The sequence below is a fragment of the Pseudomonas fjordensis genome (genome assembly GCF_976987115.1).
Genome location: NZ_OZ336860.1, coordinates 4,126,852 through 4,142,001, shown reverse-complemented (window position 1 = coordinate 4,142,001; position 15,150 = coordinate 4,126,852). Strand labels below are relative to the sequence as shown.

The 15,150-nt window shown below is 61.3% G+C and carries 14 protein-coding genes; 3 read left to right on the top strand and 11 right to left on the bottom strand.

What is annotated here, in order from left to right; all coding sequences use genetic code 11:
- Positions 1 to 122 precede the first annotated feature (122 nt).
- The gene (locus ACWHXD_RS18575) at positions 123 to 1,766 is read left to right on the top strand and encodes an MFS transporter (RefSeq protein ID WP_138763083.1); all 1,644 of its coding nucleotides are present in this window, start codon (positions 123 to 125) and stop codon (positions 1,764 to 1,766) included.
- A complete protein-coding gene (locus ACWHXD_RS18570) occupies positions 1,763 to 2,908 on the top strand; it encodes an HlyD family secretion protein (protein ID WP_003192298.1) in 1,146 nt (381 codons plus the stop codon). Before ACWHXD_RS18575 ends, ACWHXD_RS18570 begins: the two co-directional genes overlap by 4 nt.
- A 119-nt stretch (positions 2,909 to 3,027) precedes the next feature.
- Here ACWHXD_RS18570 and ACWHXD_RS18565 read toward each other — a convergent pair whose 3' ends face one another.
- The 9 genes from ACWHXD_RS18565 to copC all read right to left on the bottom strand — a co-directional run bounded on the left by ACWHXD_RS18565 (position 3,028) and on the right by copC (position 11,625).
- Positions 3,028 to 3,888, bottom strand: coding sequence for an aldose 1-epimerase (locus tag ACWHXD_RS18565; protein ID WP_138763084.1), 861 nt, complete (start codon positions 3,886 to 3,888; stop codon positions 3,028 to 3,030).
- A 164-nt stretch (positions 3,889 to 4,052) separates the two neighbouring features.
- Positions 4,053 to 5,333 (bottom strand): TRAP transporter large permease, encoded by a 1,281-nt coding sequence (locus ACWHXD_RS18560; protein ID WP_044274643.1) that lies wholly within the window; start codon positions 5,331 to 5,333, stop codon positions 4,053 to 4,055.
- Between the two features lies 1 nt (position 5,334).
- A complete protein-coding gene (locus ACWHXD_RS18555; protein ID WP_056788014.1) occupies positions 5,335 to 5,862 on the bottom strand; it encodes a TRAP transporter small permease in 528 nt (175 codons plus the stop codon).
- Between the two features lie 65 nt (positions 5,863 to 5,927).
- A complete protein-coding gene (locus ACWHXD_RS18550; RefSeq protein ID WP_098950930.1) occupies positions 5,928 to 6,890 on the bottom strand; it encodes a TRAP transporter substrate-binding protein in 963 nt (320 codons plus the stop codon).
- A gap of 45 nt (positions 6,891 to 6,935) precedes the next feature.
- Entirely contained in the window at positions 6,936 to 7,811 is an 876-nt protein-coding gene (locus ACWHXD_RS18545; RefSeq protein ID WP_499084401.1) for an SMP-30/gluconolactonase/LRE family protein, read from the bottom strand.
- Between the two features lie 26 nt (positions 7,812 to 7,837).
- On the bottom strand, positions 7,838 to 8,656 hold the full coding sequence (locus ACWHXD_RS18540; protein ID WP_138763086.1) for an NAD-dependent epimerase/dehydratase family protein: 819 nt from the start codon (positions 8,654 to 8,656) through the stop codon (positions 7,838 to 7,840).
- Positions 8,657 to 8,859: 203 nt separating this feature from the next.
- Positions 8,860 to 10,122, bottom strand: coding sequence for an OprD family porin (locus ACWHXD_RS18535; RefSeq protein ID WP_032896494.1), 1,263 nt, complete (start codon positions 10,120 to 10,122; stop codon positions 8,860 to 8,862).
- A 276-nt stretch (positions 10,123 to 10,398) separates the two neighbouring features.
- Positions 10,399 to 11,256, bottom strand: a complete 858-nt coding sequence (gene copD, locus ACWHXD_RS18530; RefSeq protein WP_138763087.1) for a copper homeostasis membrane protein CopD — start codon at positions 11,254 to 11,256, stop codon at positions 10,399 to 10,401.
- Positions 11,257 to 11,259: 3 nt separating this feature from the next.
- Positions 11,260 to 11,625, bottom strand: a complete 366-nt coding sequence (gene copC, locus ACWHXD_RS18525; protein ID WP_138763088.1) for a copper homeostasis periplasmic binding protein CopC — start codon at positions 11,623 to 11,625, stop codon at positions 11,260 to 11,262.
- Positions 11,626 to 11,741: 116 nt separating this feature from the next.
- Here copC and ACWHXD_RS18520 point away from each other — a divergent pair, with 116 nt between their 5' ends.
- On the top strand, positions 11,742 to 12,362 hold the full coding sequence (locus tag ACWHXD_RS18520) for a TetR/AcrR family transcriptional regulator (protein WP_014719000.1): 621 nt from the start codon (positions 11,742 to 11,744) through the stop codon (positions 12,360 to 12,362).
- Positions 12,363 to 12,507: 145 nt separating this feature from the next.
- Here the strand turns inward: ACWHXD_RS18520 and preA are convergent, their stop codons facing one another.
- Positions 12,508 to 13,782: an NAD-dependent dihydropyrimidine dehydrogenase subunit PreA gene (gene preA, locus ACWHXD_RS18515; protein ID WP_138763089.1), complete on the bottom strand. Its 1,275-nt coding sequence runs from the start codon at positions 13,780 to 13,782 to the stop codon at positions 12,508 to 12,510.
- Complete coding sequence (locus tag ACWHXD_RS18510) at positions 13,782 to 15,149, bottom strand: NAD(P)-dependent oxidoreductase (protein ID WP_138763110.1); 1,368 nt, start codon at positions 15,147 to 15,149, stop codon at positions 13,782 to 13,784. Before ACWHXD_RS18510 ends, preA begins: the two co-directional genes overlap by 1 nt.
- Position 15,150: the final 1 nt, after the last annotated feature.

Here is a 15,150-nt window from a genome sequence, read left to right as displayed (position 1 = left end):
TGACTGTGCCCCATTGACGATCAATTGCGTCCTCAAGATGGCAACATGAACGCCTCTCAGGTTACTGTTCCTCTGTGTAACGGATTCACCGGCCTTGCACCCCGGCTTACCAAGGTCACCGAATGGATAAATACACCCCCCACACCTGGAAACCCCACGAGCGGCCGAGCCTGCCTGGCTCGCCGTCGACGCCGCTGCACCCTACGCGTAAGCGCTGGCTCTTCGCGATGGTCGGCGTGTTGGTGGCAATTACCGGCGGCCTGGGTAACGCCCTGGTTATCGCCAACCTGCAATACCTGCAAGGGGCCCTGGGCGCGACCACCGCGGAAATGGCCTGGCTGCCCGCCGCCTATGTGATGACCAACGTGTGCATGAACCTGCTGCTGGTGAAGTTTCGCCAGCAGTTCGGCCTGCGCGCGTTTACCGAGGTGTTCCTGGTGCTCTACGCGCTGGTGACCTTCGGGCATTTGTTCGTCAATGACCTCAGCTCGGCGATTGCGGTACGGGCCGCCCATGGCATGGTGGGCGCGGCGCTGAGTTCGTTGGGCTTGTACTACATGATCCAGGCATTCCCGGCCAAGTGGCGGTTGAAAGCTTTGGTGTTGGGGCTGGGCACCGCGCAATTGGCGCTGCCCCTGGCGCGGCTGTTTTCCGAAGACTTGCTGCAAATCGCTGAATGGCGCGGGTTGTATTTGTTCGAGCTGGGCCTGGCGCTGATCTGCCTGGGTTGTGTGTTCCTGCTCAAGCTGCCGCCGGGCGACCGCTTCAAGACCTTTGAAAAACTCGATTTTCTCACCTTCGCCATCCTCGCCAGCGGCGTGGCCTTGCTCTGCGCGGTGCTGTCTTTGGGGCGCATTGACTGGTGGCTGGAAGCGCCGTGGATCGGCGTAGCCTCGGCCTGCTCCCTGGTGCTGATCATGGCGGGGCTGGCCATCGAGCATAACCGTAGCAACCCCATGCTGATGACGCGCTGGCTGGGCAGCGGCGTGATGATCCGCCTGGCGTTGGCGGTGGTGCTGATTCGCATGGTGCTGTCCGAGCAATCCACCGGTGCGGTGGGGTTCATGCAGATGCTGAACATGAGCTACCAGCAGATGCATACCCTGTACGTGGTGATGCTGGCCGGCGCGATTGCCGGGCTGGTGGTCAGCGCGCTGACGATCAACCCGGCGCATTTGCTGATGCCGCTGATCATCTCCCTGGCGCTGATGGCGACAGGTTCGGTGATGGATAGTTTTTCCAGCAACCTGACCCGCCCGCAGAACCTCTATATCAGCCAGTTCCTGCTAGGCTTCGGCGGTACGTTCTTCTTGGGGCCGACCATGGTGCTGGGCACCAAGAATGTGCTGACCAACCCGCGCAACCTGGTGAGCTTCTCGGTGATGTTCGGGATCTGCCAGAACCTTGGCGGCCTGATCGGCGCGGCGTTGCTGGGCACCTTCCAGATCGTGCGCGAGAAGTACCATTCGAGCATGATCGTCGAGCACCTGACCCTGATCGATCCGCTTGTGGCGGCGCGGGTGCAGAGTGGTGGGGCGGCCTATGGCAAGATCGTCGCCGACCCGGAACTGCGCAACCTCATGGGCATCCGCAGCCTGGCCACGGCGGCCACCCGTGAGGCGAACGTCATGGCTTACAACGATGTCTTCATGCTGATCGCGATTATCGCGATCCTGACCATGCTGTGGATCTTCACCCGCAGCCTGTGGCTGATGAGTACCACCAAGGCAACTCCTCCTGTTCAACCCAGCGGCGCGACTTCATGACTGAACCTTCAACCACCACCACGACCGCCATTGCCGCCACACCGGAAGGCAGCACGCCACCGGGCGCGGTGCCCACCCAGTTACGGCCTTTGCGCGTGCGTATCATCTCGTCCCTGGGCTTTGCCGCCATCGCCATCATCGGGGTGCTGATCGTGTTGTACGCCTGGCAGTTGCCGCCGTTCAGCAGCGCGGTGGAAACCACCGAGAACGCCTTGGTGCGGGGGCAGGTGACGATTATCGGCCCGCAGCTCAGCGGTTATGTATTCGAAGTGCCGGTGCAGGACTTCCAGTACGTCAAGACCGGCGATCTGCTGGTGCGCCTGGACGACCGCATCTACAAGCAGCGCCTCGACCAGGCCCTGGCGCAACTGGCGGTGCAAAAGGCCTCGTTGGCCAATGTGGTGCAGCAACGCAACAGTGCCGAAGCGACCATCAAGCTGCGTCAGGCCGCGCTGGTCGACAGCCAGGCTCAGGCTCGCAAGAGCACCGCGGATTTGCGCCGCAATGAAGAGTTGATCAGTGACGGTTCGGTCTCCAAACGCGAACTGGACGTGACCCGTGCCGCCAATGCCCAGACCATCGCCGCCGTGGCCCAGGCCCAGGCCAGCCTGGAAATTGCCCGCCAGGATTTGCAGACGGTGATCGTCAATCGTGGCTCCCTGGAGGCCGCTGTCGCGAGCGCCGAGGCGGCGGTGGAGCTGGCGCGCATCGACCTGTCCAATACCCGCATCACGGCGCCACGGGATGGCCAGCTCGGGCAGATCGGCGTGCGCCTGGGCGCTTACGTCAATTCCGGCGCGCAACTGATGGCGCTGGTGCCCAAGCAGTTGTGGGTGATTGCCAATATGAAAGAAACCCAGATGGACAACGTGCAGGTCGGCCAGCCAGTGACCTTCACCGTGGACGCGCTGAACCACCGCAAATTCCATGGCACGGTGCAGCATATTTCCCCGGCGACCGGTTCCGAGTTCAGCCTGTTGCAGGCGGACAACGCCACCGGCAACTTCGTCAAGATCGCCCAGCGGGTGCCCGTGCGCATCACCGTAGACCCGGACCAGGCCGAGAGCGAGCGCTTGCGGCCGGGGTTGTCGGTGGTGGTGAGTATCGACACGGCCGGGCGCCTGAAAAACAGCCCACCCTGACACTGACGCATGTCCCAACTGTAGGAGCGAGCTTGCTCGCGAAGAACGTCAACGATAACGCGTGTTTTCTGAATGAACGCGGCGCCTGAGTTTTTCGCGAGCAAGCTCGCTCCTACAGTTCAGGCATTTGGAGTGTATTTCAGGTTGAATGCCAGGTGGGTTGACTGGCCTTGTTCCAGCAGTTTCAGGCCAGGCCTGCCTGGCAGGTGATGGGCATTCACCGGATGGCTCACCGGCTCGATGCAAAAAAAATCCAACCCCGGCGGGCAGTACAACAGGAAGTAATCGGCACCGCTGGCCTGGCATTCAAGGTGATAGCCAAGCTCCGGTTGTTCGATCAGGCAGTTCCCATCCCAGCCGCAAAAGCCGTTATCCACCAGCCCCTGGGGCAGTTCCTTCAGTTGCCGGAAATCCCAATCCTCGGGAACTGGTGCCAACCCTGTGGGCAGCTTGGCTGCATCACTCCTCCACACCTGCCCAGCCCTGGCCTGCAGCCGCGTACCCGGCCGGCGCGGCAAGTACGGATGCAAACCCAACCCATGCCACGCTGATTGCTCGGCCAGATGAGTCACGCACAAGTCGATATTCAACTCACCGTTGTTCAAGCGCACCCGCTGGCGGGCGTGATAGGCGAAGGGTGTGTCGCATTCCAATTCCAGCACCACTTCCTGCGTGGTATGGCTCACCACCTGCCATGCCTGCTGCCAGGCCGAGCCGTGAATCGGCAGGGGATCAGTGAGGCTATTGGCTGCCAGTGCCAGCCAGCCATCGGGGTTGTCGAACCCACCTTGGGCGATTCGGTTGGACCAGGGTGCCAAGGGATAGCAGCCCAGCTTGCCCGGCAGCCCGGTATTGATCGCCTGTGCATCGCTGTGCCGTAACAGCGGTTGCCCGGTGGCGCGTACCGTCCAGTTGACGAGGCTGCCACCGATGGCCGGGGCGAGCACCAAATGGGTGAGTTGATCCCAAAGCTCAATCACGATTGACCTGCCCTCTGTAGTCAAAACAAACAGCGCGGATCAAATGTGGGAGCGGGCTTGCTCGCGAATGCTGAGTGTCAGTCACCGAATCTTCCAACTGAAACACCGCATTCGCGAGCAAGCCCGCTCCCACATTTTGATTTTTTGTGATCTTAAGGTCGGGTTTACAGCACCAAATGGGGCAACCACAGCGACAAAGCCGGGATGTAGGTCACTGCAATCAGCACCAAGAACAACACCGCATAAAACGGCAACAGTGCCTTCACGGTTTTCTCGATACTGGTCTTGCCCACCGCCGCCCCGACGAACAGCACCGCGCCCACCGGCGGGGTAATCAGGCCGATGCCCAGGTTCACCAGCATGATCATGCCGAAGTGCACCGGGTCGACGCCGATGCCCAGGATCACCGGCATCAGAATAGGCGTGAGGATCAGAATCAGCGGTGCCATGTCCATCACCGTGCCGAGCAGCAACAGCATGACGTTGATGCACATCAGGATCACGTAGCGGTTGTCCGACAGAGTCAGGAACAGCGTGGTGATCTTCGCCGGGATCTGCATCAGGGTCATGATGTAGCCGAAGCTGGCGGCGAAGGCGATCAGGATCATCACGATGGAAATGGTGCGCACCGTGCGATGCATCAGCTTGGGCAATTCGCGCCATTTGTAGTCGCGGTAGATGAACATGGTCACGAAGAACGCCCACAACACCGCAATCGCCGCCGACTCGGTGGCGGTGAAGATCCCCGAGAGGATGCCGCCGAGGATGATCACCATCGCCATCAAGCCCCAGAGCGCATCGGCGGCGATTTTCAGCGCCTGCTTCAAGGGGATGACTTCGCCTTTGGGGTAGTCGCGCTTTTTCGCGAAGATCAGGCACAGCACCATCAGGCACGCGCTCATCATCAGGCCCGGCACCACACCGGCCATAAACAGCGAGGCGATGGAAACCGTGCCGCCCGCTGCCAAGGAGTACAGCACCGAGTTGTGGCTGGGCGGCGTCAACAGCGCCTGCACCGAACCGCTGACGGTCACTGCGGTGGCGAATTCGCGCGGATAACCACGGCGTTCCATTTCTGGGATCAGCACCGAACCGACCGAGGCGGTATCGGCAACGGATGAACCGGAAATCGCACCGAAAAACGTCGAGGCCATGATGTTGACCAAGGACAACCCACCGCGCACAAAACCCACCAACACCCCGGCAAAGGCCACCAGGCGCCGCGACATGCCGCCCTCGGCCATGATCGCCCCGGCCAGCACGAAGAACGGAATCGCCATCAGCGAAAACTTGTTCACCCCACCGGCAATCTGAATCATCAGGGCCTGGAACGGAATGTCGATCCACCACGCGCCAATCAACGCCGACAGCCCCAACGCATAGGCCACCGGCATGCCAATCAGGATCAAGGCTACAAAGCTGCCCAACAGAATCAATGCGTCCATATCAGGCGGCCCCTTCGTTTTCTTCAACCAGGTCGAAACGCACCACCTTGCGGTTGCTCTGGTCACCGAACAGCAGCTTTTCGACCACGAACACCAGGGTCAGCACGCCGCCAATCGGGATCGGCATATAGGTAATGCCCACGCGCAGGGTAGGGATGGCGCTCATGAACTGGTTCCAGGTGGACAGGCACAGCTTGGCGCCCCAAATCGTCATGAATACGCAGATGGTGCCCATCAGCAGTTGCGAGAGGATGCCGACGAGGCGGCGTTGGGCGGGCGGTAAGCGGTCAGTGATCATCGCCACCGACATGTGCGCACCGGCACGATAACTGGCAGCGGCGCCGATAAAGGTGAACACCAGCATCAGCAGGATGGCGGTGGGCTCCGGCCAGCTGGAACCGGTGCCGAGGGCGTAGCGGGTGAAGATACCCCAGGGGATGATCAAGGCGACCCCCAATACCGACAGGCCGGCGACCCAGATGCAGGTCATGTAGAGGCGGTCATTGAAGCGCAGCAGTAAAGTCTTCATGGCGTTCACCGTGACCGGGCGCGTCGATACCGACCGCGCCGGGCCTTATGCAGGGGCAGGGGAGGTTATTGAACCGCGTCGATGCGCTTGATCATGTCTGCATACGGCGCACCGTACTTGGCACGCACCGCGGCGGTGGCCTCATAGAAGGGCTTTTTATCGACCGTGATGAACTCCACGCCGGCCTTCTTGAGTTTCTCTTCACTGCTGGCGGACTTGGCGTCCCAGAGCACGCGCTCATCGGCCTGGGCGGCTTTGGCGGCGGCCTTGACCATGTCCTGTTGGGCGGGATTGAGCTTGTTCCAGGTGATTTTCGACATCACGATAGGTTCAGGCAGGATCAGGTGTTCGGTGAGGGTGTAGTACTTGGCGTTCTGGAAATGGTTGTGTTCCAGCAAGGTCGGCGGGTTGTTTTCCGCGCCGTCGATGACCCCGGTCTGCAGGGCGCTGAAGATCTCGCCGGTGTCCATGGCAATGCCGTTGGCGCCCATGGCGTTGAAGGCCTCGATGAAAATCGGGTTGCCTTGCACGCGGATCTTCATGCCCTTGAGGTCTTCGATCTTGCGCACCGGTTTCTTGGTGTAGAGGTTGCGCGTGCCGCCATCCATCCAGGCCAGGGCCACCAGGCCGAACTCGGAGTTGGTGATCTTGGCGAGGATCTCGTCGCCGATCTCGCCGTCGATGACCTTGCGCATATGCGCCTGATCGCGGAACACGAACGGCAGGTTGAACACGTTCACGTCCGGCACCACCGGGCCGACGATACCGAGGCTGACGCGGGTCATCTGCACGGCACCGACCTGGGCCTGTTCGACCACTTCCTTCTCGGAGCCCAGCACACCGCCGGGGAAGTACTTGAAGGTCAGCTCGCCGTTGCTCGCCTTGGTCAGGGCCTTGCCCATGTTCTCTTCGGCGACCACGGTGGGGTAGCCGGCGGGGTGGATGTCGGCGAACTTGATTTCCAGCGCGTGGGCGGCGCTGCTGAGGGTGAAGATTGCAGCGGCGAGCAAGGTGCGTTTGAAGTCCATGGAAGTCACTCCTGTCTTGTTATTGTTGTATTCAAGGCACAGCGATTAAACGATGAAGCGGGGTTCGGGCAGCCCTTGGACGCCGGGGTTGAGGGCGAACACGCCACCGGACAGCGACTGTTCACTCGGGTCGTCACGGATAGACGTGACGTACAAAGTGTCCAGGCGACTGCCACCGAAGGCGCACATGGTGGGTTTTTTCACCGGCACGCTCAGGGAGCGGTCCAGGCGACCGTCGGGGGTGAAACGGTGAATCAGCCCGGCGTCGTTGGCGCAAATCCAGTAGCCACCCTCGGCATCCACGGCCGCACCGTCGGGACGTCCGGGGAAGCTATTCATATCAATGAATACGCGGCGATTGGACGGTGTGCCGGTCTCGATGTCGTAGTCGAACGCCCAGACCTGTTGCACCTTCGGGTGCGAATCGGAGGCGTACATCGTGCGGCCATCGGGGCTGAAGGCCAGGCCGTTGAGGGTGATGAACCCGTCCAGTTGCGCGTGGGGCGCAGCCCCGGACGCATAGCGATAAAGGACGCCCTCGGCGGCGTTCAAGCCCATGTCCAGCACCATGCTGCCGGCCCAGAAACGGCCTTGGCGATCGCAGCGGCCGTCGTTCAAACGCATGTCCGGGCGTGAATGCTCGATGCTGGCCAGCGGCGTGGTGTCGAGGCTGCCGTCGTTATGGGGCGTGAGCTGGAAGAAGCCAGTTTCCATGCCAGCCACCCAGTTACCCGTGTTGGTGCGGGCAATACAGGCGAGCATTTGCGGGGCTTTCCACGCCGCCAGATGGCCGGTGGCGGCGTTCCAGCGTTGCAGGCCGCCGTTGGGGATATCCACCCAATACAGCGCGTTTTCTTCCACTACCCATACCGGGCATTCGCCCACGGCGTTACGGGCGTCGACAATCAATTCAGCACGCATGGTCATTCCCTTGGGTTGCTGGGCACTCAGTCACCGAACGGCCCCGCCGCGCAGAACGCGCCGCCCTGGTAGACCTTGGCCGGGTCATCGGCGGCCACGGGCGGTTGGGCTTCAACCTCGGCGCGGAACACTTCGGAGCTGTCCTTGGGCGCAAAGCCCAGGTGCGCGGCGTAGCGGTTGTCCCACCAGGTATCGAGGTTGGCCGACATGCCGTACACCACGGTATGGCCGACGTTGGGCGTGTAAAGCGCGCGTTCGAGCAGTTGAGTCAGGTCGTCGAAGCTCAGCCAGGTGTGCATCATCCGGCGGTTCTGCGGTTGCGGGAACGAGGAGCCGATACGGATGCTCACGGTCTCGATGCCGTAGCGGTCGAAGTAGAAGCTGGCCATGTCTTCGCCGTAGGATTTGGACAGGCCGTAGTAACTGTCCGGACGGCGAGGGGAGTGGGCGTCGAGTTGTTCACCCTGTTTGTAGAAACCGATCACGTGGTTGGAACTGGCGAAGATCACCCGCTTGACCCCGTGGCGGCGGGCGGCTTCGTAGATATGGAAAATGCCACTGATGTTCGCGCCCAGCACCTCTTCGAACGAGCGCTCCACCGACACACCGCCAAAATGCAGGATGGCGTCAACGCCTTCTACCAACTGATGCACGGCGTGTTTGTCGGCCAGGTCGCAGGTTTGCACTTCTTCGCGAGCATCGGTGGCGGGGGCCATTTCAGCGATATCCGAAAGGCGCAGCACCTGGGCATAGGGCCGCATGCGTTCACGCAGGACTTTGCCCAGGCCGCCGGCGGCACCGGTAAGCAGCAGGCGGTTGAAAGGAGTGGGAGTGGTGATGGTCATGGGCCTTCCAGATTTTTGTTGTAGGTTGTCGTATGACTATAGGGAAATAGTGTTAGGGATTCCTGGTGTTGTCAACTTCCGGCCCTCTGTAGGAGCGAGCTTGCTCGCGAAAAACGCCAACGATAACGCGTATTCCTGATTAAACGCGGCGCCCATGGGTTTCTCGCGAGCAAGCTCGCTCCTACAAAAAACTGACCAAGCCCTCAGAGCAACGAAATCGGATAGCTGATAAAAATCCGGTTCTCATCGAACTCGTTATTGCTGAAGTCCCGGCGCATGGTCGAGTTGCGCCACTTCACATTGAGATTCTTCAGCGCACCGCTCTGCACGGTGTAGGCCAGCTCCGACTCACGTCCCCACTCTTTGCCGTCGGTGATCGCCCCGGTGTGTACGTTGCTGCCGCTGATATAGCGGTTCATCAGGGTCAGCCCCGGAACCCCGAGCACCACAAAGTTAAAGTCATGGCGCACCTGCCAGGACTTTTCCTTGGCGTTGTCGTAGCTGGCGTTGTAGCTGTCGTTGGCCAGGGTGCCGCCGCTGGTGCCGTTGATGCGCATCCAGGCGCTGTCGCCGCTGAGTTTCTGCAGGCCGACGTAGAAGGTGTGGCCGTTGTATTTGGCTGAGAGCAGGGCGAACAGGGTTTTGTTATCGAGGTCGCCGGCCAGGGCGCTGCCGTCTTCCTTGCCATTGAAGAAACCGAGGTTGGCGCCCAGAGTCCAGTCGCCCACTGGCTGGCTGTGGGTGAGGTTGAGGTACTGCTGCTGGTAGATATCAGTCAGTTCGGCGTACCACAGGCCGACCTGGGTACGCTTATCGTTGAAGGTGTATTCGCCGCCGCCGAAGTTGAAGCGGTCCGAAGTGAACGCAGCTTTGCCGTTCATGAACATGTCTTCCATGCTCGCGTCGTTGCGTGGGCTGTTACCGCGAAACTGACCGCCATAGAGGGTTAGCCCGGCAATCTCATTGGAGGTGATTTGTCCGCCACGAAAGGTCTGGGGCAGGGAACGGCCATCATCGGAACGCAGGATCGGCAGCACCGGCATCCATTCGCCAACCTTCAACTCGGTTTTCGACAGCCTGGTTTTCAGCGCGACACCCAGGCGCCCGAAATTGTCGGCGGGGCGGCCATCGTCATGTACCGGTAGCAGTTGCGTGCCGGCGGTGCCTTTGCCGCCATCGAGCTTTTGCGAATACAGGCCCAACACGTCTATCCCGAAGCCGACCGTGCCCTGAGTAAAGCCGGACTTGGCATCGAGGATAAAATTCTGCGTCCACTCTTCGGCCTTGCCCTGGGGGTTGGTGGGGTTGGTGAAGTTGCGGTTGAAGTAGGCATTACGCAGATTGAGCGTGGCCTTGGCGTCGTCGATAAAGCCTTCGGCATGGGCACCCAGCGGCAGGGTGACGGCCAGGCTGCCGAGGCCGAGAAGGCCCAGGCGCGTGCAGGAATGGCGGGCGGATTGACTCACAGTGAGGCTCCCTTTGTTTTGTTGTTTTTATTATTTGTTATACGTCGTCGTACAACATTGAGCGCGATATTTGCGAGGTTTTCAGGGCGTGTCAAGCAGAAGTTATACGATGACTTCGGTGAAACGATTCAACGCAGCGGCACGGTTGCTCTCTGTAGGAGCGAGCTTGTTCGCGAAAAACGTCAACGATAACGCGTGCTTCCTGAATGAGCGCGGCGCCTGTGATTTTTTCGCGAGCAAGCTCGCTCCTACATGGATTGCATTGCAACGCAGGTTTCAGCCAGCCATGACCATCGGCGGCAGGGTGCCAAGCAGGGAAACCGCAGCCACCGCTGCAAGGCCCAACAGCCACTCCATCATCACGCTGGTTCTCAAACTGCCCAGGCGTTGCTCGCAGCGTTTGATACGCAACCGGTTCAGCAGCGCCAACCCCAGCATGCCCAGCACCAGTCCCATCTTGATCAGCAAAATCAAGGCAAACCCTTGGAAGAGCGGCGTGGGCCACAGCTGCCCGGTGAGCACGCGCACGTTGATCAAACCGGTTACCAGCAGGCCGACGACCAGGCCATATCCCACACCACTGAAGCGGCGCAAAATCGGCTCCAAGCGATGGTCTTGCGCATGCCTGAGGATCAGCACCAACACCAGCAACCCACCGAGCCAGGCCCCAACGCACAGCAGGTGCACCACTTGGTTGAGAATCAGCAACTGCCCATTCAGCCCATCGAGCATGGCGCCGTGACCTACGGGTGCCAGGGTTGCCAGCAGCAGGGCGAGCAGCGGTAAGCGTAAGGCTGGCCAGGGCTTGATCAGCACGATCACCAGCAGCAGGTTCAGCAGCAGATGCCAGGCCCATACCTGGCCAAAAAAGGTCTTGCCCAGCACCAACTGAAGGGTGGCCGGTTGCAGCGCCGCGTCCCAACTGCCGGCCATGCTGGCGGTGATCAACAGCAACCACACAACCCCGGTGACGAGCCCCAACCCGGCCAGGCCACGGGTGATGCGCAGCAGTTGCCGGTCCAGTGTCGGTTGCACATGAGCGCCGAGCAGCCAGGGCCTGAACACCCAGGCCCCGAACATCAACAGCACGACGATGAAATGCAGGAAGCGGCACAGCACCAGCAGGGTTGCCATGGGTTATTGGCCGACCTTGAAGCTGTATTCACCGCTGCTCTTGTGGGTGTCGACCGACACCGCGTTCCATACCACTTTGTAATTGCCAGCCGCGAGCGGTGCAGCGGGTGTCACCACCAGGACTTTCTTGTCGGCGTCCGGGGTTTCCAGGCCTTTGATCGCAATTTCGGTGCCGTCCTTGCTCAGGGACACCTTGGTGAAGGTGGCTTCGACGCCTTCGCTGAAGGTCAGGCGCAGGTCTTTCGGCGCCGCGACGGTGCTGTCAGCCGCAGGCTCCGCGCTCTTGAGGTGGGCGTGGGCAAACGCCGTGGAGGCACCCAGCAGGGCAGTGAACAGGACAGCAGCGGTCAGGGACTTCTTGAGCAACATTGTTCAATACCGATCAGAGGATAGGAGCCGGCAGTGTACGAAGTTTCGGCTTGGCCTGTCGCCCCGATCTAGAGCCGGTGGTAGTCTTTAGGCCGTGTTGTTGTCAGGGAGCCCTTATGGGCAATCACAAGATCGGAATTCGTCGGGTCAACGTCGAGAAAATCCTGCTGGCGGCGGAGAAGGTCTTCGCCAACAAGGGCTATGGCAGCACCGCCATGGCCGACATCGCCGAAGAAGCGCAACTGCCGCGCTCCAACCTGCATTACTACTTCACCACCAAAAGCGAGCTCTACAGCGCGGTGCTGTTCGATCTGCTGGAATTGTGGAAGCAGGACGCCCTGAGCTTTGAAACCTTCGACGACCCCCGTGTGGTGCTCAGCAGCTACATCCGCGCCAAGATGCAGCGCTCGCGCACGCGGCCGTATGGCTCCAAGGTCTGGGCCAATGAAATCATCCACGGCGCGCCCACACTCGGTGAAGCCCTGGATGAAAGCCTGTACGACTGGGCCAAGATGAAGGAAGCGAAGATTCGCCAATGGGTGCAAGACAAACGCATCCTGCCGGTGGAACCGTCGAGCCTGCTGTACATGATCTGGGCCTCGACCCAGCACTATGCCGACTTCGACCACCAAGTGAAGATTTTGAATGACCACCAGCCGTTGTCGGACAGGCAGTTCGAGAAGGCCATTCAGACCGTGACCGGTGTGATTTTGCGCGGGATTGGCTTGGAGCCTTGAGCTGATCGTTCCCACGCTCTGCGTGATCGTTCCCACGCTCTGCGTGGGAATGCCACCCTGGACGCTCCGCGTCCGCTCTTGCCAGTGTGACGCGGAGCGTCACAGGATGCGTTCCCACGCGGAGCGTGGGAACGAGGGGCAAGGGTTACACCGCCTCCCGGTAAGGATTGCGCGGGTCCTGCGTCCAGTTCAAAAACGGCTTGCCGGTATCGATCGGCACCATCTCGATGCAGTCGGCCACCGGGCAGGTGATCTGGCACAGGTTGCAGCCCACGCACTCATCGTCGATCACCTCATACAGATGCGTGCCATCAGGCTGCTTCAAGCTGGCAATGGCCTGATGCGAGGTGTCCTCGCAGGCAATATGGCAACGCCCACAGCCAATGCACGCCTCTTGGTCTATCTTGGCGATAACCTGGTAGTTGATGTCCAGGTACTTCCAGTCCGTGGTATTGCCCACCGCACGCCCCGAAAACGCTTGCAGGTTGGCGTGGCCCTGGCTGTCCATCCAGCGCGACAAGCCATCCTTCATTTCTTCAACGATGCGAAACCCATGCAGCATCGCCGCCGTGCACACCTGCACCGCGCCGCAGCCCAGGGCAACAAACTCCGCCGCATCCCGCCAGGTACCGATACCGCCGATGCCGCAGATCGGCAGGCCGTGGGTCTGTGGGTCGCGGGCAATTTCGGCGACCATATTCAACGCAATCGGTTTGACCGCCGAGCCGCAGTAACCGCCATGGGTGCTCTGGGTGCCGACCACCGGCAGCGCGACCAGACGCTCCAGGTCTACGCTGGTGATGGAGTTGATGGTGTTGATCAGCGACACCGCATCGGCGCCGCCGCGATAGGCCGCCCGTGCCGCCACGCGGATGTCGGTGATGTTCGGCGTGAGCTTGACGATCACCGGCAGTGAGCAATACGTCTTGCACCAGCGTGTCACTTGCTCCACGTACTCCGGTACTTGGCCGACGGCGGCGCCCATGCCCCGTTCGGGCATGCCGTGGGGGCAGCCGAAGTTAAGCTCGATGCCGTCGCAGCCGGTCGCCTCCACCAAGGGCAGGATATTTTTCCAGGATTCTTCGACACAGGGCACCATCAGCGAGACGATCAGCGCGCGGTCCGGCCAGTCCTTTTTCACCTGGGTGATTTCCCGTAGGTTGATCTCCAGGGACCGGTCGGTGATCAGTTCGATATTGTTGATGCCCAGCACTTCGCGGTTGGCGCCGTAGTGCGCGGAGTAGCGCGATGACACATTCACTGCCGCCGGGTCTTCCCCCAGGGTTTTCCACACGACGCCACCCCAGCCGGCCTCGAAGGCGCGCACCACGTTGTAGGCTTTGTCGGTGGGCGGCGCGGAGGCCAGCCAGAACGGATTGGGCGCTTTGATACCGGCGAATACAATCGAGAGATCGGCCATTACGCAGCCTCCACAGTCAGCATGAGTTGGGCGTGCATGGCTTCGGCAGCCCGCTTGCCATGTTGTACCGCCTGCACGGTGAGGTCCTGGCCGAGGCTGACGCAGTCGCCGCCGGCATACACCCCTGGAATGTTGGTGCGCAGTTGCTCATCGACGAAGATGCGCTCGCCGACGCGGTGCAGTTGCTGGGCCAGCGGATCGTGCAGGGCGTCGTTGTCGAAGCCTTGCCCGATCGCCTTGAAGATCGCATCGGCGGCCAGTTCGAAGGTTTCCCCGGTCGGCAGCAGGCGACCGTTTTCCAGGCGGGTGCGGGCAAAGCGCATGCCGCGCACGCGGCCTTGGTCGTCGAGTAGCACCTCGTCGGGTTGGGCCCAGGTCAACAGCCGGACTTGATTGGCTTTGGCGATGTCCTGTTCGTGGTGGGTCGCGCCCATGTCGGCCAGGCCACGTCGGTACACCAGGTTGACATCGCGGGCACCGAGGCGGGCCATTTGCACGGCCATGTCGATGGCGGTGTTGCCGGCGCCGAGTACGATGCAACGGTCGGCCAGGGGCAGTTGGGTGAGGTCGTCGGCCTGGCGCAGTTCGCGGATATAGTCGGTGGCGGCGAGCAGGCCGGGGGCGTCCTCACAGGGCAGGCCCAGCCGTTTGCTGGCAGCAAGACCCAGGCCGAGGAATACCGAATCGAATTGCTGGTGCAGCTCGCTCAAGGTCAGGTTGCCGCCCAGGCGCTGGCCGTGGCGAACCTCGATGCCGCCAATCTGCAGGAGAAAATCCAGTTCCTTCTGGGCGAAGTCGTCCACCAGTTTGTATTTGGCGATTCCGTATTCATTCAGGCCGCCGGCTTTTTCCCGGGCTTCGAATATCACCACGTCATGGCCGTGCAAGGCGGCGCGGTGAGCGCAGGCCAAACCGGCGGGCCCGGCGCCGACCACGGCGATGCGCTTGCCGGTGGGGGCGGCGCGTTGGAACGGGTGTTCGCTGAAGTGCGCGTTGTCGATGGCGTAGCGTTGCAACAGGCCGATCAACACGGGGGCGCATTCTTCGGCGTTATTGCGTACGCAGGCTTGCTGGCAAAGGATTTCCGTCGGGCATACCCGTGCACAGCTGCCACCGAGGATGTTGGCCGAGAGGATTTTCTGCGCGGCGCCTTGTACGTTGTCGGTGTGGATATTGCGGATAAATGACGGGATATCGATCTCGCTGGGGCACGCATTCACGCAGGGCGCGTCGTAGCAGTACAGGCAGCGCGAGGCTTCCAGCTGGGCCTGTCGGGCGTTGAGCGGCGGTGCCAGGTCGGTGAACTGGCTGGCGAGGGTGGCCCCGTCTTCGCGGGGGTGGGGGAGGTGGGTCAGGGTCTGGATCACG

Bases quoted from the DNA above. Each gene is read 5' to 3' on its own strand.
- ACWHXD_RS18560 (WP_044274643.1), bottom strand. From the start codon at position 5,333: ATGGACGCATTGATTCTGTTGGGCAGCTTTGTAGCCTTGATCCTGATT.
- ACWHXD_RS18520 (WP_014719000.1), top strand. From the start codon at position 11,742: ATGGGCAATCACAAGATCGGAATTCGTCGGGTCAACGTCGAGAAAATC.
- copD (WP_138763087.1), bottom strand. From the start codon at position 11,256: ATGGCAACCCTGCTGGTGCTGTGCCGCTTCCTGCATTTCATCGTCGTG.
- ACWHXD_RS18540 (WP_138763086.1), bottom strand. From the start codon at position 8,656: ATGACCATCACCACTCCCACTCCTTTCAACCGCCTGCTGCTTACCGGT.
- preA (WP_138763089.1), bottom strand. From the start codon at position 13,782: ATGGCCGATCTCTCGATTGTATTCGCCGGTATCAAAGCGCCCAATCCG.
- ACWHXD_RS18555 (WP_056788014.1), bottom strand. From the start codon at position 5,862: ATGAAGACTTTACTGCTGCGCTTCAATGACCGCCTCTACATGACCTGC.
- ACWHXD_RS18545 (WP_499084401.1), bottom strand. From the start codon at position 7,811: ATGCGTGCTGAATTGATTGTCGACGCCCGTAACGCCGTGGGCGAATGC.
- ACWHXD_RS18575 (WP_138763083.1), top strand. From the start codon at position 123: ATGGATAAATACACCCCCCACACCTGGAAACCCCACGAGCGGCCGAGC.
- ACWHXD_RS18570 (WP_003192298.1), top strand. From the start codon at position 1,763: ATGACTGAACCTTCAACCACCACCACGACCGCCATTGCCGCCACACCG.
- copC (WP_138763088.1), bottom strand. From the start codon at position 11,625: ATGTTGCTCAAGAAGTCCCTGACCGCTGCTGTCCTGTTCACTGCCCTG.
- ACWHXD_RS18550 (WP_098950930.1), bottom strand. From the start codon at position 6,890: ATGGACTTCAAACGCACCTTGCTCGCCGCTGCAATCTTCACCCTCAGC.